At 66.3% G+C, this 20,215-nt stretch carries 15 protein-coding genes; 7 read left to right on the top strand and 8 right to left on the bottom strand.

Features of this window, described 5'->3' with window-relative positions; all coding sequences use genetic code 11:
- Nucleotides 1-30: 30 nt before the first annotated feature.
- Nucleotides 31-837 carry an SAM-dependent methyltransferase gene (locus OG326_RS08735; RefSeq protein WP_327144094.1) on the bottom strand — a complete coding sequence of 269 codons (807 nt, stop codon included), beginning with the start codon at nt 835-837 and terminating at the stop codon, nt 31-33.
- 120 nt (nt 838-957) lie between these two features.
- On the opposite strand from OG326_RS08735, the gene OG326_RS08730 reads away from it, so the two are divergent.
- On the top strand, nt 958-2,274 hold the full coding sequence (locus tag OG326_RS08730; RefSeq protein WP_327144093.1) for a diguanylate cyclase domain-containing protein: 1,317 nt from the start codon (nt 958-960) through the stop codon (nt 2,272-2,274).
- A 24-nt stretch (nt 2,275-2,298) separates the two neighbouring features.
- Here the strand turns inward: OG326_RS08730 and OG326_RS08725 are convergent, their stop codons facing one another.
- The 3 genes from OG326_RS08725 to OG326_RS08715 form a co-directional block, all read right to left on the bottom strand.
- A complete protein-coding gene (locus OG326_RS08725; RefSeq protein ID WP_327144091.1) occupies nt 2,299-3,156 on the bottom strand; it encodes a DUF5995 family protein in 858 nt (285 codons plus the stop codon).
- 169 nt (nt 3,157-3,325) lie between these two features.
- The gene (fadD32, locus tag OG326_RS08720) at nt 3,326-5,218 is read right to left on the bottom strand and encodes a long-chain-fatty-acid--AMP ligase FadD32 (RefSeq protein ID WP_327146421.1); all 1,893 of its coding nucleotides are present in this window, start codon (nt 5,216-5,218) and stop codon (nt 3,326-3,328) included.
- A 123-nt stretch (nt 5,219-5,341) separates the two neighbouring features.
- Nucleotides 5,342-6,601, bottom strand: a complete 1,260-nt coding sequence (locus OG326_RS08715; RefSeq protein WP_327144090.1) for a KasA/KasB family beta-ketoacyl-ACP synthase — start codon at nt 6,599-6,601, stop codon at nt 5,342-5,344.
- A gap of 303 nt (nt 6,602-6,904) precedes the next feature.
- Here OG326_RS08715 and OG326_RS08710 point away from each other — a divergent pair, with 303 nt between their 5' ends.
- Nucleotides 6,905-7,903: an acyl-ACP desaturase gene (locus tag OG326_RS08710; RefSeq protein WP_327144089.1), complete on the top strand. Its 999-nt coding sequence runs from the start codon at nt 6,905-6,907 to the stop codon at nt 7,901-7,903.
- A gap of 157 nt (nt 7,904-8,060) precedes the next feature.
- Complete coding sequence (locus tag OG326_RS08705) at nt 8,061-8,507, top strand: nitroreductase/quinone reductase family protein (protein WP_327144088.1); 447 nt, start codon at nt 8,061-8,063, stop codon at nt 8,505-8,507.
- A 33-nt stretch (nt 8,508-8,540) separates the two neighbouring features.
- On the opposite strand, the gene OG326_RS08700 is transcribed toward OG326_RS08705, so the two are convergent.
- From OG326_RS08700 to OG326_RS08690, 3 genes are read right to left on the bottom strand one after another with little or no spacing between them, the layout of a single operon-like run.
- Nucleotides 8,541-9,374 (bottom strand): DUF72 domain-containing protein, encoded by an 834-nt coding sequence (locus tag OG326_RS08700; RefSeq protein WP_327144087.1) that lies wholly within the window; start codon nt 9,372-9,374, stop codon nt 8,541-8,543.
- Between the two features lie 10 nt (nt 9,375-9,384).
- The gene (gene glpK / locus OG326_RS08695; protein ID WP_327144086.1) at nt 9,385-10,899 is read right to left on the bottom strand and encodes a glycerol kinase GlpK; all 1,515 of its coding nucleotides are present in this window, start codon (nt 10,897-10,899) and stop codon (nt 9,385-9,387) included.
- A 42-nt stretch (nt 10,900-10,941) separates the two neighbouring features.
- The gene (locus OG326_RS08690) at nt 10,942-11,706 is read right to left on the bottom strand and encodes an IclR family transcriptional regulator (protein WP_327144085.1); all 765 of its coding nucleotides are present in this window, start codon (nt 11,704-11,706) and stop codon (nt 10,942-10,944) included.
- A gap of 150 nt (nt 11,707-11,856) precedes the next feature.
- Here OG326_RS08690 and glpK (OG326_RS08685) point away from each other — a divergent pair, with 150 nt between their 5' ends.
- From glpK (OG326_RS08685) to OG326_RS08675, 3 genes are all read left to right on the top strand, one after another.
- Nucleotides 11,857-13,389 (top strand): glycerol kinase GlpK, encoded by a 1,533-nt coding sequence (gene glpK / locus OG326_RS08685; RefSeq protein WP_327144084.1) that lies wholly within the window; start codon nt 11,857-11,859, stop codon nt 13,387-13,389.
- Between the two features lie 58 nt (nt 13,390-13,447).
- On the top strand, nt 13,448-15,127 hold the full coding sequence (glpD, locus tag OG326_RS08680; protein WP_327144083.1) for a glycerol-3-phosphate dehydrogenase: 1,680 nt from the start codon (nt 13,448-13,450) through the stop codon (nt 15,125-15,127).
- A gap of 231 nt (nt 15,128-15,358) precedes the next feature.
- A complete protein-coding gene (locus tag OG326_RS08675) occupies nt 15,359-16,183 on the top strand; it encodes an MIP/aquaporin family protein (RefSeq protein ID WP_327144082.1) in 825 nt (274 codons plus the stop codon).
- 4 nt (nt 16,184-16,187) lie between these two features.
- On the opposite strand, the gene OG326_RS08670 is transcribed toward OG326_RS08675, so the two are convergent.
- Complete coding sequence (locus OG326_RS08670; RefSeq protein ID WP_327144081.1) at nt 16,188-16,415, bottom strand: hypothetical protein; 228 nt, start codon at nt 16,413-16,415, stop codon at nt 16,188-16,190.
- Between the two features lie 263 nt (nt 16,416-16,678).
- Here OG326_RS08670 and OG326_RS08665 point away from each other — a divergent pair, with 263 nt between their 5' ends.
- On the top strand, nt 16,679-20,176 hold the full coding sequence (locus tag OG326_RS08665) for a BTAD domain-containing putative transcriptional regulator (RefSeq protein ID WP_327144080.1): 3,498 nt from the start codon (nt 16,679-16,681) through the stop codon (nt 20,174-20,176).
- Nucleotides 20,177-20,215 lie beyond the last annotated feature (39 nt).

The following is a 20,215-nucleotide window of genomic DNA, read 5'->3' as shown; positions in this document are numbered from 1 at the left end:
ATGCCGCGGCGAGGGCTCGGACCGAGGAGCTCAGTCCTTGCGGGCGAGCCCGCCGTAGGCGCCGGAACTCTCCGGGTGCTCGCCGACATCGGCGGGATCCTCCGGACGCCACAGCGGCAGGTGCACCAGGCCCGGTTCGAGCAGCGTCCAGTCGTAGAAGTAGGTCGCGATCTCGTCCTTGCCGCGCAGCACGATCTCGGTGGAGGTGCGACCCGAAAGCTTCTGCGCCTCCAGTACTTCCGCGGGCTGACCGTCGGAGGTGGCATGCGTGATGGCGACATAGCTGCCGGGCGCGCAGACCTCGAGCAGGCGCGCGACGGCCGCGGCGGGCGCACTCTCGTCGGAGACGAAATGCAGTACGCCGAGCAGCAATACGGCGATCGGGCGTTCGAAGTCGAGCAGTTTGGTGACTTCCGGCGCGGCCAGGATCGAATCCGGTTGCGCCACATCACCATGAATGACGGCCGCGAGCGGATTGCCCTCCAGAATCGCCTGACTGTGCGCCACCGCCACCGGGTCGATATCGACGTAAACGACTCGCGCTTCGGGGTTTCGGGCCTGCGCAACCTCGTGCACATTGCCGACGGTGGGGATGCCCGAGCCCAGATCGAGGAACTGATCGATGCCCGCATCGGTCAGGAAGCGCACCGCGCGGCGCAGTAGATCCCGGTTCGCGCGCATGGTCTCCGCGACATTGGGGGTGAACTTCTCGATCATCTGCGCGAGTTCACGATCGATCTCGAAGTTGTGCATGCCGCCGACAAAATAGTCGTACACGCGGGAGGCGCTCGGCCGATCCAGATCGATACCCTCGGGAGCCCAACTCGGTCTGGTCATCGATCCCACTACCCCTCTCGAACCCGCACTGCCAATCGTTAAGCGCCGCAATGGTATCCCACTATGGGCTGCTGGGGCGGGGTTCGCGGGCACCGATCGGCGGGTCTACCATCGACCCTCATGGCGTCGGATTCCGGGGGTGGGCCGGAGCAGGGTGGCCCGCACGCCGACTTGGTCGACCAGTGGGTAGCCGCGCTCGACAGCGGAGCCCGCGATCACGTCGTGCCCATGAGCCGGGACGAGGCCTTCGCTCTGATCGCCCGGCTGGCCGCGCAGATGCAGGCCGCCGCCCGCACCGGAGAATCCGCCGAACAGGTTGCCGAACTCGGGGCGCAACTGGCGCGCGCGCACTTCGTCGGCGATGAGGTACTCGGCCGCAGCGTCTCGGTTCTCGACGCGTACTTCACCCGGGAGAAGGACATTCCCGGCGCGCGTGCCGCAGAGTTGCTGGGAGCCTTCACCACCGGCTATGTGCGCGCCTTCCGGAGCTGGCTGCTCACCGAGCAGGAGAGCGTGCGCGTCGCGGAGATCACCGCCCGGATTCGGGTGCAGGAGCAGTTGCGCGCCAGTGAGGCGCGCTTCCGGGCGGTCTTCGCACAGGCCGGGATCGGCACCGGACTCTCCGATATGACCGGGCGGATCATCGAGGTCAACAATGCCTTCGCGAATATGCTCGGCTATACGCCCGAGGAGATGAGCGCCCTCGAGGTCACCGAACTCGGTCATCCCGAGGACGATCCGGGCATGTGGCCGCTGTACGCCTCGGTGCTGCGCGGCGATGTCGACAATGCGCAGATGGAGAAGGCCTATCCGCATCGGGACGGGCGCACGGTGTGGACCAATATCAATGTCTCGCTCATTCGGGACGAGCGCGGCGTGCCCCGGTACACGCTCATTCTGGTGGAGGACATCTCCGAGCGGCGCGCCCTGCGCGAACGGCTGCACTACCGGGCCCATCACGATCAGCTGACCGGGCTGGCCAATCGCTCCCGTTTCTTCGACGCGCTCACCGCGGCCTTCACCGATCCGGACAGCCGGGTGGGGCTCTGCTATGTCGATCTCGACCATTTCAAGGCCGTGAACGACACCTTCGGCCATGCGGTCGGCGATGAACTGCTGGTACAGGCGGCCGCCCGGCTCGATGACTGCGCGTCCGGCATCGGGCAGCTGGTGGCCCGCATGGGCGGCGACGAATTCGTCATTCTGGTACCGAATTCCACCGCCGAGGTGGACGAGGTGGCGCGCTGCGTGCGGCACGCCTTCGCGCTGCCCTTCGAGGTGCAGGGGCATCGGCTGACGGTGACCGCCAGCGTCGGCATTGCCGAGGAGTACGCGGCGCACACCACCGCCGACGACCTGCTGCAGGCGGCGGACTACAGCATGTACTGGGCGAAGGCCTCGGGGCGGCGGCGCCGGACCGATACGGCCGCAGGGTAGTTCGCTGCGGCGAGGGAACCTCGGCTAGAGCGCGTGCACCTGCGCGAGTACCTCGAAGGCGACGTCCGCGGCATCGGAGAGGGCCTTGACCTCCACCGCCGTCGCATCGTGCAGGGCCGGATCCTCCAGTGCCAGGCCGTTTCCGAAGATCACCACATTCGCCCCGAGGTCGGCGGCCACCAGCAGCGGCTTGGTCGCCACCCCCTTGCCGACGAGCAGGTCCAGGCCCTCACCGAAGAAGTAGAACCGCCACAGCGGGCCGAGATCGGCGTTGTACACCTGCTTCGTCCGGTCGATGATGACATCGCCGGCGCCCGCGATGGCCGCGACGATCTTGAAGTAATCGGGAGCGTTCTCGGGCTTCGTGCCGACGGCGGCGATCGAATACGCGAGATCGACCACGAGGTGCGCGTCGTAGCCCGTCATCGCCACCCGCGCGCCCGACAGCTCGCACTGCGCCGCCTGGGCGAAGTACCGCGCCCAGTGCGGTTCGACTGTGCCGCCGGTGAATTCGGCATGCAGGTTGTTCAGATAGCGGCTCAGTAGCTCGAGGCTGATGGCATGGGCGTAATCGGTGTTCTGGAAGGCCGACGGATCATGCTGCAGCGGCATGACCGCCACCTCTTCGACCCCGTCCAGGCCGATGCCGAACAGCGCCCGCCGATCCCGGTGCGCCACCAGGATTTCGGTGATCCGGTGATTGCGCGCGACCGCGGTATCCAACCGCTGCAGGGCATCACCGGTCAGATCGGAGGTATCGGAGAGCTGGGCGATGGTCGTCAGCTCATCAGCGGACAGGTCCGTTCCACAGAAGGCCGACGGCACGTCCGTCGCCCCGGAGACCGGGGTTCCGGACAGTGTCAGCACGGCCGTGGTTGTCACAAGAAATAACCCGAATCGGGCAGAAGTCCACACGGCGAGAAAGTGTACGGACCGGTCTGACTCCCCACCGATTACGCGCCCAGCCGTCAGGCCCCCTTGATGCGCGTCGGAACGAATCGGACAAGAAAACGGCCCGCGTGCACGCACGCGGGCCGTAGATCAGCAGTACCTATTCCGCTACATCCGGGAACGCCTGCTGCCGGTAACCACCGCGCAGCGTCCCCTCCACATATGCCGTCTTACAGGCGCGGCGGGCGATCTTCCCGCTGGAGGTGCGCGGAATGGAACCCGCGGGAACCAGCAGCAGATCGCGGACCGTCACGCCGTGCCGCTTGGCAATGGCAACGCGCACCGACTCGGCGATCGGCACCGGATCGAGTTTCGCTGCGCCCGTGCCGCGTTCGGCCACTATCACCAGTTGCTCGGCGGTATTGCCGGGATCCGGCGCAACCGCCGAACCGTTCTGGCTGATCACATCGACGGGCAGCTGATTGGCCGAAACCGAGAAGGCCGCAACAAAACCCGGGCGCAGCGCGGTGCTGGACTCCTGTGCGGAGAACTCCAGATCCTGCGGATAGTGATTGCGCCCGTCCACGATCACCAGATCCTTGACGCGGCCGGTGATGTAGAGCTCGCCGTCCAGGTACGCGCCGAAATCCCCGGTGCGCATCCAGTCCGCGTCGTCCGCCGCGCCCTCGGCATGACTGTCCGGCGACTGCCGGGTGACAAGCCGATTGCGGAAGGTCGCCTCGGACTCCTCGGGGCGGCCCCAGTAGCCGATGCCCATATTCTTGCCGTGCAGCCAGATCTCGCCGACCTGCCCTTCGGGCTTCTCGGCATTGGTCTCCGGATCGACGATCACCGCCCACTGCGAGAGCGCCACATAACCGCAGGACACCTGGGACACAGCATTATCCGCGTCCGGGTTCACCTCGGTCATGCGACCGGCATTGAGTTCGTTGCGGTCGACATAGACCACGCGGGCCTCGTCCTCGCGCCGGGTCGCCGAGACGAACAGGGTCGCCTCCGCCATGCCGTAGCAGGGCTTGATGGCGGTCTTCGGCAGACCGTACGGCTCGAAGGCGTCGTTGAACTTCTTCATCGACGTCACCGACACCGGCTCGCTGCCGTTGATCAGGCCGATCACATTGGACAGGTCGAGCTCCTCCCCCGGCTTGGGGAGACCGCGGGCCGCCGCATGCTCGAAGGCGAAATTCGGTGCGGCAGCGAAGATCTCGGCGCCGTCCGCCTGTGCGGCCAGCTCCTTGATCCAGCGGTAGGGCCGGCGCACGAAGGCGCTGGGCGACATGATGGTGATGAACTTGCCGCCGATGGTCGGCAGGATGACCGTCAGCAGGCCCATATCGTGGAACAGCGGTAGCCAGGTGACGCCACGTGCTTTTTCGGTAATACCGATCGTATTGATCACCTGCAGCAGGTTGGTGCCGACCGCCCGGTGGGTGATCTCCACGCCCGCGGGCGTACGCGTCGAACCCGACGTGTACTGCAGGTAGGCCACGCTGTCGATATTGATGTCCGGGCGCACCCAGGTATCGCCCACGGAGTCCGGAATCGCTTCCACCGCAATGATTCGCGGCCGCTTCGGCGCGGGCAGACCCCGGAAGATCTCCCGCACCCCGGGCGCGGACGGACCGACCGTGAGGATGGCTGCGGGTTTGCAGTCGTCGAGCACCGCGTGCAATCGGTCGGAGTGACCCTGCTCGTCCGGATCGAAGAGCGGTACGGCGATGGCGCCTGCGTAGACCGCCGCATACATGGCGACGATGTAGTCGAGCCCTTGCGGCGCAAGGATAGCGACGCGATCGCCGGGCTGCGTGACCTGCTGCAGCCGTGCGGCCACCGCACGCAGCCGGACGCCGAACTCGTTCCAGGTCAGCTCGAAGTACTCACCATCGCGTTCCCGCGAATAGTCGACATAGCGGTAGGCGAGCTCATCCCCTTGCGCCGCAGAGTGTTTGTCGACCAGGTCGATCATGGTCTGGTTGCTGGGGATCTTGATATTGCCGTGCTCGTCCAGATAGTCATCAAAGGTCTCGCCGATCATTCCCTATCCTTTTTCAACTCACAGCTATGACTGTGCAGTGACACCGAACAAGAATCGACTCCGAAGCCCGAGAAGTAGCTGGGGCTGGGGAAGACTAGCAGGTGACATGATCCTCGTCACTCAGTACCGGCCAAAGGCCAAGGCAACGTTGTGCCCACCGAACCCGAACGAGTTGTTCAGGGCGTACTCGTAGCTACCGCTACGGGCCTGCCCGCACACCACATCGAGATCGATCGTAGGGTCCAGATTGTCCAAATTCAGAGTGGGCGGGATGATTCCGTCACGCACGCTCAGCACGGTGAGAACCGATTCGAGCGCGCCGACCGCACCGATGGAATGCCCCAGTGCGGACTTGGGAGCGTAGACCGCCGCATGATTTCCGACGGCCTGGTAGATCGCGTTCGCCTCCGCCGCATCGCCGATCGGCGTGGCGGTGGCATGTGCATTGATATGGGAGACATCGGATTTCGAGATTCCGGCATGCTCCATGGCGCGCATCATCGCGCGGGCGGCGCCGGTGCCCTCGGGATCGGGGGCGACGAGGTGGAAACCGTCGGATGTGATGCCCGCGCCCATGATTCGGGCGTGGATGGTGGCGCCGCGAGCCAGCGCGTGCTCCTCGGTCTCGATGACCATGAGCGCGCCCGCCTCCCCGAAAACGAAACCGTCCCGGTCCTTGTCGAACGGGCGGGAGGCCGCCTTGGGATCGTGATTGCGGGTGCTCATGGCGCGCATCATGGAGAAACCGGCAATGGGCAGGGCCTGGATGGAACCCTCCACGCCGCCGGTGATCATCATGTCGGCATCGCCCATGACGATTCGCTGCCAGGCATTGGCAATCGCCTCGGAACCGGACGAACAAGCCGAAACAGGCGTTGTCACACCGGCCCTCGCGCCCATCTCCACTCCGATGACCGCCGCCGGTCCGTTCGGCATGATGGTCTGCACGGTCAGCGGCGACACCTTGCGGTAGCCGCCGCTGGAGAGTTTGTCGCGCGCGATGATCAGCATTTCCGCGCCGCCCAGACCGGTGCCGATGGCGACGCCGAGGCGATCGCCGTCCACCTCCGGACTGCCGGCATTGCGCCACACCTCGCGCCCGAGCACCAGTGCCATCTGCTCCACGTATGATGTGCGCCGAATCTCTTCACGCTCGAGAACCGAAGTCGGACAGACCTTCAGATGCCCGCCGATACGCACCGGCAGACCGAAATCGTCGAGGAAACTGTCCTCTAGGACGTCGATTCCGCTCTCGCCGTTGAGTAGTCCCTTCCAGGTCGAATCGACATCACCGGCGATGGAGGTGGTCGCCGCCAGTGCGGTGACAACGACATTCGGGAACTTCCGGCGCTGGGCCGGGGAGGCGTGGCTCGTCTGCATGATCGTTCACTCTCCGTAGCAATGCTCCGGCGAACCAGATTCGATCCGCATGGGCTGTCAAGGACTGGTATGCAACTAGAGAACGCACCCCGCCGGCGAACACTTCGGCGGGGATGAAGCCAATATCCGGCGAACTGGGCTAGATTAGCCGAGGCGAAGCCGACCAGTCTCGTTGCGCGACACGCGGGCACCCCCGGATCTCTTCCCGGCGGCTCCTTCCCCGCGGCGGCTATCGCCGGATCTCAAGCGCTTTCCACTGCATCATTCCGCAGCGCCGAGCCATTTTGAGGGAGGCACACGATCGTGGCCAGGAATCTGACGCAGCTCGAGTTGCTCATCGAGCTGGAGCCGATTGCCGAAGCGAATGTTAATAGGCATCTATCCATGGCCAAAGCCTGGCATCCTCACGACTACGTACCGTGGGATGCCGGTCGCAACTTTGCAGCAATGGGCGGTGCGGACTGGGATCCCGCTCAGTCCCAGCTCAGCGAGGTCGCCAAGGCCGCAATGATCACCAATTTGCTGACCGAGGACAACCTCCCCAGCTACCATCGGGAGATCTCCGACAACTTCTCCCAGGACGGTCCGTGGGGCACCTGGGTGGGTCGCTGGACGGCCGAGGAGAACCGGCACGGCATCGTGCTGCGGGACTATCTGGTGGTGACCCGAGGGGTCGATCCGGAGGCCCTGGAACAGGCCCGGATGATCCATATGACCAATGGTTACAACGCGACTCAACTCGCGCGCAAGCGCATCGGCACCAATGCGATCCCCTCGGCCGCCGGATTTATGTTCTCTGTCGCATACGTCACATTTCAGGAATTAGCGACGCGCGTTTCGCATCGCAATACCGGCAAAGTGTGCAATGACCCCATAGCAGACAGGATGCTGCAGCGCATCGCCGCAGACGAGAACCTGCACATGATCTTCTACCGCAATATGTGCGCGGCGGCCCTGGACCTGTCCCCCGACCAGGCGATGGAAGCCATCACGCACATCATCCGGGAATTCCAGATGCCCGGGGCCGGGATGCCCAACTTCCGGCGCAATGGCGTGCTCATGGCCAAACACGGCATCTACGATCTGCGGCAGCATCTGGAAGAAGTGGTGCTGCCGGTACTCAAGAAGTGGAATATCTTCGAACGCAATGACTTCGGGCCGCGCGGCGATCAGCTGCGCAATGAGCTCGGAGTATTTCTCGACAAGTTGCACGAGGATGTGCGCAAGTTCGAGGAGCAGCGAGACCGATCGCTCGCCCGCGATGCCGTACGCGCCGAGCGGGCCGGTGCACTGATCGGCTGACGCGTATGAAAGGAGTGCACCGCACCGGAATTGGATCCGGTGCGGTGCACTCCTGTTTCAGGGTTCTCCCGGATTCGCCCGCGCCCGCATTTCGGTAGTTTCGACATCGTGCGGTAGCCGCGAAGGGCTGTGCCACAACACGATCCAGGGGGATCCAATGACCACGACATCGACACCGCCTACCGTCCCGGGCTACGTGAACTGGGTGGTCAAGCGCATATTGCGATCACCTCTGCATCGGGTGATGAGTCGTAACACCATGCTGCTGTACTTCACCGGGCGCAAGACCGGCAAGCAGTACACCGCGGTGGTCAGATATGTGCGCGAAGGAGATCTCGTCAGCTGCTATACCGATTCTAAGTGGTGGATCAATCTCCGGGGCGGGGCGCCGGTCGAGCTGCTGATCGGCGGCAGGACGGTCTCCGGAACAGCCACGGTGGTAAAGGATCTCGCGCTCGTGACGGCGAGCCTGACCTCGTTCCTCGAGGCCACGCCCGGGGACTCGAAGTACTACGGCGTGGGCCGGGACGCCGATGGGCGGCCGAAGGCCGAGGACATTCGAAGCGCGGCCGAAATCACCACTCTGGTTCAGATCGCGCTCTGACGCGGCAGACTCGGCTCTGACACGGCTGGTTCGTCAGAACAGCGTCATCGGGTCGGTGGGGATGGGGTCCGGGAGGGGCTCCAGCTCGGGGAGACGGGTGCGGACTTCGGCGTGGAAGCGGCGGGCCAGGGTGCGGGCCGCGGCATTGTCCGGGGTGTGGAGGAAGACGGTGGGAGAGCGGCCTTCTCGGAGCCATTCGACGGTCTGCTCCACCCAGGGCGCCCAGCCTGCGACGGTGCGGTCGCCGTCGTCCGGGCCGTGGTAGCGGACGATCGGGTATTCGGTGAGTGCGCGCAGGCGACGCGGGAGGCGGGGCTTCTTGGCTTGGGCTTCGCGTTCGGCGGCGCTGACCGCCGGAGCGGAGAACAGGACGGTGGTGTCGAAGGGTATCCATTCGGCGCCCGCGTTCTCCAGCACGGCCTCCAATTGGGCTATGGCTCGGGGGTTTTCGAAGAAGGCCGGATGCCGCACCTCGACCGCCGCCCGGTAGTGCGGCGGGAGGGCCTCCAGCAGATTCGCGAGCGCGGCGAGGTCGGTGAAGGTACCGGGGAGTTGGATCCACAGCGCGTGCAGGCGGCGGCCGAGCGGTTCGACGGCATCGAGGAAGGCGTTCATCTCATTGTCGACGCCGGTGAGTCGGCGATCGTGAGTGACGGTGCGGGGCAGCTTCATTACGAAGCGGAAGTCCGGATCGGTCTGGCGGGCCCAGGATTCCACGGTGCGGCGCTGCGGTGTGGCGTAGAAGGTCGTATTGCCCTCCACCGCATTGCACCAGGAGGAGTAGGTGCGCAGGCGTTTTGCCGGGGGCAATGGGCGCTCCTGCCACTCCGGGTGAGTCCACATTGCGCATCCCACGTACAACCGCATATCTCCCACGTTAGGTCAAGGGCTTCTTCGGCCGCAGCCAACCGAAGGTAAGCTCGACCGCGCGCTTCCAGTTGTCGTATTCCTCGTCCCGCAGGACGGGATCCATGCGCGGCACCCACTGGGCCGCCACCCGCCAGTTGTGGCGCAGGCCTTCGAGATCCGGCCAATAACCGACCGCCAGGCCTGCCGCGTAGGCCGCGCCGAGCGAGACGGTTTCGGCGACGATCGGCCGCATGACCGGAATGTCGAGCACATCGGCGACGATCTGCATGAGCAGATTGTCGGAGGTCATACCGCCGGCGACGCGCAGCGCATCCGCGCGCAGTCCGGCATCGGCGTTCATGGCCTCGAGCACATCGCGGGTCTGCCAGGCGGTGGCCTCCAGCACGGCGCGGGCTATGTGCCCCTTGGTGATATACGAGGTGAGGCCGATCAGCAGACCGCGGGCATCACTGCGCCAGTGCGGGGCGTACAGCCCGGAGAAGGCGGGGACGAGGTAGCAGCCGCCATTGTCTTCGACTGTGCCCGCGAGGGTTTCGATCTCCGGAGCACTGGCGATCAGGCCGATATTGTCGCGCAGCCACTGCACCAGTGATCCGGTCACGGCGATCGGCCCTTCGAGGGCGTACACCGGGTCGGGGCCGACCTGGTAGCCGATGGTGGTGAGCAGGCCGTGCTGGGAGCGGACCAGTTCCCGGCCGGTGTTCATCAGCAGGAAACCGCCTGTGCCATAGGTGCATTCGGTCTCACCGGGTGCGAAGCAGGTCTGGCCGAACAACGCCGCGTGCTGATCGCCGAGAGCGGCGGCAATGCGCACGCCGGGGACCACCCGGCGCGCGAGGCCGAATTCACCGGTCGAGGGTTCGATGCGCGGGAGCATGGCCTTCGGAATATCGAAGAAGCGCAGCAGTTCATCGTCCCAGGCCAGGGTGGCCAGATTCATCAGCAGGGTGCGACCGGCATTGGTCACATCGGTGACGTGCTCGCCGTGATCCGCGCCGCCGGTGAGATTCCAGATGAGCCAGGTCTCCATGGTGCCGAACAGGACCTCGCCGCGTTCGGCGCGCTCGCGCAGGCCGGGGACGGAGTCCAGCAGCCAGCGCAGCCGCGGCGCGGCGAAGTAGGTGGCCAGCGGGAGACCGCAGAGTTCCCGAATGCGTTCCGCGCCCGGGGATTCCCGCAGCCGCTCGACCAGTTCCTCGGTGCGCACGTCCTGCCAGACGATGGCGCGGCCGATGGGCGTACCGGTGCGGCCGTCCCACACCACGGTGGTCTCACGCTGATTGGCAATGCCGACCGCCGCCACCTGATCGATGGTGATGGCCGAATCACGCAGTGCCGCAGGGACGATCCTCTCGACGGTGCGCCAGATCTCCAGTGCGTCCTGCTCCACCCAGCCGGGGTGCGGATAGTGCTGGCGGTGTTCGCGCTGCGCCACTCCGACCAGGCGCGCGCGCTGATCGAACAGGATGCAGCGGGTGGAGGTGGTGCCCTGATCGATCGCCAGCACATACCGTTGCGTCATCCGCGTCCGCTCCCGTCCTGAGTCACTGCGAATACCGAGATGTCATTGCGCGACACCGAGATCCCGTGACACTGCCTGTGCAGCATCGCGCACCTGGCCGACCAGCGCCGGGCGGAGACGCAGTTGGCCGTCACAGAGATGCTCGATGGGACCGGTGATGCCGAGCGCGCCCACCACCAGGCCGCCGCGAGCCCGGATCGGCGCGGCGATACCGGCTTCGCCCGAGCGGTACTCCCCTACCTCGCCGCCCCAGCCGGTGCGGCGGACCTCGGTCAATGCGCGGCCGAGCGCTGCTCTGCCGACAATGGTGCGGTGCGTGAGGGCGGGAAGGTCGCCGTCCTTGACGGTCGTCGCGAGTTCCGCGTCATAGGCGAGCAGCACCTTGCCGAGCGCGGTCGCGTACGGCGGCAGTACCTCTCCCACATCCAGCGCCTGCGCGGTGTTGTCGGGGCGGAAGACATGGTGGATCACCGTCACCGCGCCGTGCACCGGTGCGGCGATGCGCACCGATTCCCCGCTGCGCGCGGCGAGGGCGTCGGCCCGGTTGATGGCACGGGAGCGCAGTTCATTGGTATCGATATAGCCCGCGCCCAATGACCCCAGCGCCGAACCCAACTGGTACTTGCCGGTGATCGGGTCCTGATCGACGAAACCCACGCCCTGGAGGGTCTTGAGGATGCCGTGCGCGGTCGGTTTGGCCAGGCCCAGCGCCGCCGCGATCTCCCCCACGCCCATCCGCCCGGAGCCGCGCGCGAGGAGGCGCAATATGGCCGCCGCACGCTCGATCGACTGAATCGGACCCGGCATGTCCGTAACCTATCAGCAAACCGTTCGGCATTGTCGAACGGCTGACCTGTCAAGGAACGCCCACAGTTCGTAGCGTTGACGTCGGGCCCGGCGGCGACCGTGCTCACCAGCGCAAACGGACTCAAAGACGAGTTTCCGGAAAGGACCGCGATGACGCAGTACGTCGGAGCCATCGACCAGGGCACGACTTCCACGCGATTCATGGTGTTCGATCACGGCGGCAATGTGGTTGCCCGCCATCAGCTCGAACATGAGCAGATCATGCCGCAGGCCGGCTGGGTGGAACACAATCCGGACGAGATCTGGGAACGCACCCGGACCGTGATCAAGAGCGCACTGGCGGGCGCCAAACTCACGGCGAGTGATCTCACCGCCGTCGGCGTCACCAATCAGCGCGAGACCACCATCGTGTGGAACCGCCGCACCGGACGCCCCTATTACAACGCCATCGTCTGGCAGGACACCCGCACCGATCGCATCATCTCGGACCTGAACAAGGCCGGGCACGGTGATCTGATCCGCCGCAAGGCCGGTCTGCCGCCCGCACCGTACTTCTCCGGCGGCAAACTGAAGTGGATTCTCGAAAACGTCCCCGGCGTAAGGGAAGACGCCGAGCGCGGCGATGCGCTGTTCGGCACCCCGGACTCCTGGTTGATCTGGAATCTCACCGGCGGTGCGCGCGACGGGGTGCACATCACCGATCCGACCAATGCCTCGCGGACCATGCTCATGGATCTCGAAACCCTGGACTGGGACGAGGAATTGCTGTCGGTCTTCGGAATTCCGCGGGCCATGCTGCCCGCCATCGCGCCGTCGTCCAATCCGGCGGGATTCGGCACCACCAATCCGGACGGCCCGTTCAAGGGCTCCGTGCGCATCACCGGCGTGCTCGGCGATCAGCAGGCCGCCACCGTCGGGCAGGTGTGCTTCCGGCCGGGTGAGGCCAAGAACACTTACGGCACAGGGAATTTCCTGATGCTGAATACCGGTACAGAGATTGTGCGCTCCAAGCACGGGCTGTTGACCACCGTCGCCTACCAGTTCGGCGACGAGAAGCCGGTGTACGCGCTCGAGGGTTCCATCGCCGTCACCGGATCGGCCGTGCAGTGGCTGCGCGATCAGCTCGGAATCATCTCCGGCGCTTCGCAAATCGAGCGACTGGCCAGTCAGGTCAGCGATACCGGCGGCGTGTACTTCGTGCCCGCCTTCTCGGGACTCTTCGCGCCGTACTGGCGGCCCGATGCGCGCGGGGCCGTACTCGGCCTGTCCCGCTACAGCAATAATGCCCACTTGGCCAGGGCCACACTGGAATCCATCTGCTACCAGACCCGCGATGTGGTCGAGGCCATGCAGCAGGACTCCGGGGTGAAGCTGGAGACCCTGCGGGTGGACGGCGGTGTCACCGCCAATGAACTGGCCATGCAGATCCAGGCCGATTTCCTCGGCGTGCCGGTCTCGCGGCCGATGGTCCCGGAGACCACCGCGCTGGGCGCGGCCTATGCCGCCGGTCTGGCCACCGGATTCTGGAACAACACAGACGAACTCGTCGCCAACTGGCACGAGGACAAGAACTGGCAGCCCACCTGGAGCGAGAAGCAGCGGCAACGCGGCTACGCCCGCTGGCTGAAAGCTGTCTCGCGCACCCTCGACTGGGTCGATATCGACGATGACGACGAGGACTGACGCGCCACATGACTCAACAGAGCCCTGTGAAGTGAGCACCGATAACAAGGAGCATTGCGTGTCCGCACAATTGGATCCTGCCTACCGCACCCGGGCGATCGATGCACTCGGCGACACCGAGATCGACGTCCTGGTCATCGGCGGCGGCGTGACCGGCGCCGGCGCCGCCCTCGATGCCGCCGCACGCGGCCTGTCCGTCACCCTGGTCGAGGCCCGCGACTTCGCGGCCGGTACCTCCAGCCGCTCGTCCAAACTCATCCACGGTGGCCTGCGCTACCTGGAGCAGCTCGACTTCGCCCTGGTCCGTGAGGCTTTGAAGGAGCGCGGGCTGCTGCTGAACAAGATCGCCCCGCACCTGGTGCATCCGGTGTCCTTCCTGTTCCCGCTGCAGCACCGGGTGTGGGAGCGCGCGTACATCGGCGCGGGCGTGGCGCTGTACGACACGCTCGGCGGCGCCCGTGCGGTGCCCATGCACCGGCACCTGACCCGTACCAGCGCACTGGAATTGGCTCCCGCGCTCAAGGAGGACGCCATGACCGGCGCCATCCGCTACTACGACGCGCAGGTCGACGACGCCCGCCACACCATGATGCTGGCCCGCACCGCCGCCCAGCACGGCGCGACCGTGCTCACCCGGACCAGGGTGACCGGGCTGCTGCGCGAGGGCGAGCAGGTGGTCGGCGCCAAGGTGCTGGATCTGGAAACCGGTCTGGAGCACACCATTCGGGCCCGCACCGTCATCAGCGCCACCGGCGTGTGGACCGATGACATGATCAAGATGACCGGCGTGGAATTCCCGTTCCACGTGCGCATGTCCAAGGGCGTGCACATCATGGTGCCGCGCGAGCGGCTGAACATGAGCACCGGACTGATCATGCGCACCGAGAAGTCCGTGCTGTTCGTGATTCCGTGGGCCGAGCACTGGATCATCGGCACCACCGATACCGAATGGTCGCTGGACAAGAACCACCCGACCGCCAGCGCCGCGGATGTGCAGTACATCCTCGATCACATCAATTCACTGCTGCGCGAACCGATTACGCGCGCCGATATCGTCGGTACCTATGCGGGGCTGCGGCCGCTCATGACCGGCGCGTCGAAGGAGACCTCGAAGCTCTCGCGTGAGCACGCGGTCGCCGAACCGGCCCCCGGCCTGTTCGTCATCGCGGGCGGCAAGTACACCACCTACCGGGTGATGGCCGCCGATGTGGTCGACGCTGCCGCCGCACGACTGGGCAGTGACGCACCGTCATCGGTGACCGAGAGCTTGCCGCTGCTGGGTGCGGTCGGCTATCAGGACATGCTCGACGATGTGCGGGGCGTCGCACTGCGCGCCGGGCTGCCGATCGAAACCGTCGAGCACCTGCTCGGCCGGTACGGTTCGCTCACCGAGAGCCTGTTCGATCTGATCGCCGCGGTTCCCGCACTGCGCCAGCCGATTTCGGGCGCCGAGGACTACATTGCCGCCGAGGCCGTGTACGCCGTCACGCACGAGGGCGCGCTGCACCTCGACGATGTCCTCACCCGCCGCACCCGCATCTCCATCGAGGTGCCGGACCGTGGCCTGCGGGCGGCTCCCGAGATCGCGCGGCTCATCGCCCCGCATCTGGGCTGGGATGCCGAGCGGACCAATGCCGAGATCAATCAGTATTTCGATCGCGTGCATGCCGAACTCGCGGCCAATGCGGCCGATGACGACGAGGCGGCCAATGCGGCTCGCCTGCTCGCGGTCAGCTGAGTCGTCCCGGACCGAATTCCCGTACCGAATAGCGCCGCGCCGGAAGCATTTCCGGCGTGGCGCTGCCGCGTGCCCGCCTCCGGAGTCGATCGGAAATGAGCGGCTTGTGTGGGGCGTCCCGGTCGTCGTAGCGTGTGTCTAAAGATTTGCTGGACGAAAGACCGTAAGGTCCGTTTCAGCTTCTACCCACCTTCGTCCGCACTGTCGCGACGCCGATCGGGAGGCGCATCAATGGGCTTCAGCACGATTTTCATCAGCGAGGCACTGGGCACGGGTGTGCTCATCCTGCTCGGCGCCGGTGTCGTTGCCAATGTATTGCTGGCAAAGTCGAAGGGGTTCGACGGCGGCTGGCTGCTCATCAGCTTCGGCTGGGGTCTGGGCGTCTTCGCCGGTGTCTATGTCGCCTACAAGACCGGCGGGCACCTGAATCCGGCTGTCACCATAGGCAATCTGTTCTCCGGCGCGGACGAGTACGCACCCGGGGTGCCGGTGAACTTCACCAATACCGTCGCCTATCTCACCGGACAGCTGCTCGGCGCATTCCTCGGTGCGTGCGCGGCCTTCGCGGCCTACAAGCGGCACTTCGACGAGGAGACCGACGAGGCCAAGAAGCTGGCGGTCTTCGCCACCGGGCCCGCGATCCGCTCCTACCGGTGGAACTTCCTCACCGAGGTGATCGCCACGTTCGCACTGGTCTTCGTGATTCTGGCCTTCGGGCACACCCCGAGCGGATTGGGACCGCTGGCCGCGGCGCTGCTGGTCGTCGGCATCGGCGCCTCACTGGGCGGGCCGACCGGGTACGCGATCAACCCCGCACGCGATCTGGGACCCCGCATCGCCTATGCGCTGCTGCCGACCGGACGGGCCGCGAACGTACTGCCGGAACGCATTCCGGCCGATCTCGGCGGCGGATCCGCGGAGCGCATCCCCGAGCAGCTGCCCGCACACCGGGGATCGCAGCACAAGAACGCCGACTGGGCCTACGCCTGGGTTCCGGTCCTGGGACCGCTGGTCGGCGGCGCCCTGGCCGGGCTGGTGGCGCAGCTCTACCTCTGAAGGGTCAGTTCACTCCGGCGACGGGTGCGAACGGCGCGTAGTCGCGGACGTGCCCTTCGGTCCAATCCCAGAGGGACAGGGGATCGACCGCCACGCCGCCCTGCAGGAGCAGGCGCCAGCCGTCGTCCCGCTTCTCCCAGATATCGCCATCGCGATCGATATACAGTCCAGCGTTCTCGGGTTCGATTCCGGTGTTGCCGAACCCATTCGGGACATCGCATCGGTGCAGCATGCAAACCACCCTTCCTAGGCCTGTTTCCACCCGAAAGCATCCGCTAGAGCTCTTCCGATTCACTTCCGACCGGGTTGGGTCGCACCGGAATACTGTTAGCAATTCGAACAATTGGCCTTAGCACGTGAGCGGGCTTACTTACGACCGCATCCGTAACCATTCGACAACTATCGTGCAAACTTTTGGCATCTTCGACTTTTTGAGGGATAGTGCTCTTCTTATGGCAAACGTCCAGTTTGCTTTCATTACGAGGAGGGGTCGGGATGGCAGGGCCGGAGATCAGAGTGCTCGGCCCCCTGCACCTGTCTGTCGACGGCCGGGAAGTTCCGCTGGGAACTCCCATGCAGCGCGCGGTCCTGGGTCGTCTGATCGTCGCGCACGGCCAGGCCGTGAGCACGGAACGCCTGATCGAAGACCTATGGGCCGGACAACCACCCTCCAAAGCCGCCTCGGTCCTGCAGGTGCATATCCACAATCTGCGGCGATTGTTCGAACCGGATCGGCCGCGGCGCGCGCCCGCTCGGCATATTGTGTCCGAATCGTCCGGTTATGCACTGCGAATCGCCGAAAATGCCGTAGACGCATGGCACTTCGAAGAACAACTGCGCAGTTACCAGGAACTGATCAGCAATCCCGAAACCCGGCCGACTCCCCTGCGGCGCAACACCCTGCTGGAATCGGCGCTCACACAATGGCGCGGGCCGGCGCTGGAGGCATTCGCCGACATCGAATGGGCCGCACCGGAAGCGCAGCGGCTCAGCGATCTCCATCTGACCGCCCTCGAACTCGATGCCCAGACCAAACTCGAACTGGGCCGCTGGGGCGAGGTGGTCATCGGGCTGCGGGGGCTGTTCTGCGCGCATCCGGGGCGGGAGGAGCTCGTCCGGCTGCTCGCCATCGCGCAATATCAACTCGGCCAGCAATTGGAGGCGCTCAACACGATTCGGCGCTCCCGCGAATTCCTGGGCGAGGAATTCGGCGTCGATCCGGGACCGGCCCTGCGTCACCTCGAGACCGCGATCCTCACCCACTCCGCGGATCTGGCGCCGCTCGTCCCGGCGGCCGACGCCGATGATCGGCCGGTGCTGCTGCACGGCGGCGGCAGCACCACGGCGGCCGAGACCCCGGCCGCCACGGGCTATGCCGCCGAACTCTCGGAACTGCTCACCCTGGCCGCGGCGGCGCGCGGCGGCGGCCTCCGGCTCGTCTGGGTGTCCGGTGAGGCCGGCATCGGCAAGACCACGCTCGCCGAAACCGCGCTCGCCGCACTGACGAACACCGGATGGACGGTAGCGACCGGCAACTGCCCGGAGATCGACGGCGCACCCCCGGCCTGGGCCTGGTCGGAGATCCACAGCGGACTCGAGGCCGCCGCGGCACCGCTGGCGGCCGCGCCGGGGCCCGACACCGGCGCCGACGACGCTTTCACGCTCTCGCGCAAACTCGCCCAATCATGTAGGAACGCAGCCGCTTCCGGACCGGTGGCGCTGCTGCTGGAGGATGTGCACCGCGCCGATACCGCCACGCTGCAGGTGCTGCGACAGGTGGTGAACTGGCTGCGTGAGGAACCGGTCCTGGTGCTGGTCACCATGCGGCGGTCGGAAGCCGGTGCGGTGGTGCACAATACGGCGGCCGCGCTCGCCCAGTACACCGCCGCGGCCTTGGAATTGAACGGCCTGGACCTGGCCGGAACACGGCGGACGGCGCAGGCTGCCGGACTCACCGCACTGAGCGAGGACCTGCTCTCCCAACTGCATGCGCGCACCGGCGGGAATCCGCTCTTCGTCCGGGAACTGGCCAAACTGCTGGCCGCGCACGGCAGTCTGGAACAGGTGCCGGAATCCATCCGCGACCTGATCGACAATCGCGTCGCACAGTTGCCCGCCGGTGTCACCGAAGTGCTGCAGCATATTTCGATCTGGGGCGCGGGCAGTGAGCTCGGCATACTGAGCCTGGCGGTGGGGCTGCCCGAGGACCGGCTCATCGATCTGATCGCCGCCGCCGAGGCGGCCGGGCTGGTCGGCACCGGGCCCACCGGCAGTATCACCTTCGAACACGCGCTCATCCGCGATGCGGTGTACCTCGGCATTCCGGCGCTGCGGCGCGGTCGAATGCACTGGGCCGCACTGGAACTGCTGGAGGCGCACGCCGACGCCTACCCGGCCCTGGCCCGTGATCCGGAGGTACTGGCCCGGCACGCCATCCTGGGGGCGAGCGCCGAAACCGCCAGGACCGCCATCGAATTGGTGCGCGCCGCCGCTCGCCGCCGGATGGACCGCCGCATGCGCAGCGAAACCGCGCGACTGCTGCGCGCGGCCGTCGAACTGCACGAACTCGCGGGCGATGCCGCCGACCATGCCGAGCGCGCGGACCGGACGGCGCTGCTGGACACCCGCTGCGCCCTGGTCACCGCACTCGCCTACGACAATCAGCATCGCGCGGCCCGCGCCGAGCGCGCACGCGCCCTCACGCTCGCCGAAGATCTGGGCGGCGACGATCTTCGCATCCGGGCGCTCACCTGCTGGCGCGCCCCGGCGATCTGGGCCGCCCGGGAATGGGGCACCCCGGATCACCGCATCCGCCAGGCCCTGGCCCGTGCGCTGGCCCCGTATCGACTGCCCGCCGCAGCCGATCGGGCCCCGGCCGCTGCGCTCGGCATCGGCCGGGAGGAGGGCCCGGGCGGGTCGCGCACCACCCTCGCACCGGCGGAAAACGCAGCTGGACAACCGCTTTCGACGAGCGAGCTGGTGTGGTTACCGGGTGACACCTACGGGGTGGGCGCGGGCCGGTCACCGGAGTCGCTGATCCTGCTGCTGATCGCGGCGACCTTCGAGGCCGGGCTGGACGAGTACGCGGGCGGGCAGCGCCTGGCGCTACAGGCGGTGCGGCTGGCCCGAAGTCTCGGCGATCCCGAATTGCGCTGCGCGGCAATCAATGCGGCGACCTATCTGGAGTTCGACTACGGGCCCGAATTCGCCACGCTGGCAGCCGAATTGGAGCAGGTGGCCGCGGATGCGGGGCTCGCGGAGTATCAGGCCCTGGCACAGCATCTGGGGTATCGGGCGGCGGTCGCCCATGCCGACCTGCGCGAAGCGGCGCGGCGAGCCCTCGATGCGGTGGAGTACGCGGACGAGGGGCAGCTGCAGCCGCTGCTGGATATGGTGAGCTGCCTCGCGGCCACCATGGAATTACTGCGCGGGGATATCGATCTGTCGGAGCAGCTCTACCGGCAATTCGTGCAGCGCATCGCGCGGTCCGGGGCAACGAACGTCGCCGAGGTGGAACTGTTCTGCGCCACGGCAATCGGCTGGGCGCGGGGTGATCTGTCGGGGCTCGTCGAACGCCTCGCGGAGATGTACACCGAGCTGCCGAGCATTTTCGGGCAGGCCTACGCGCTCGCACTGGTGCACGCCGGGAAACCCGCGATCGCCCGGACCGTCTATACCGCGACGGACCGGGTGCGGGAGGAGATGTATCCGCTGCTCATGTCGGCGCAGCGGGCGCGCACCGCGATCGCGCTGGGCGAGACCGCCGATATTCGCGCACTCTTCGAATATCTGGCGCCGCACACCGGCACGGTCATCGGCATCGAAACCGGCTCGACCGCTTTCGGGCCGATGGATACCGTGCTGGCCGAGCTGGCGGAGGCCCTCGGCGACCGCACGGCCGCGGCGGAACATCGCGAACGCGCGCGGCTACTCCTGGAACGAATCCGCACCGAACTGCCAGTAACTGGAGATTCGCTACTTCGAGTGGCATAAGAACGGACAAAAAGGGAGGAGCCGGTGACCATGGTCACC

It is taken from the genome of Nocardia sp. NBC_01327 (genome assembly GCF_035958815.1).
Classification (GTDB): domain Bacteria; phylum Actinomycetota; class Actinomycetes; order Mycobacteriales; family Mycobacteriaceae; genus Nocardia.
This window is presented reverse-complemented; position numbering and strand designations above follow the sequence as displayed.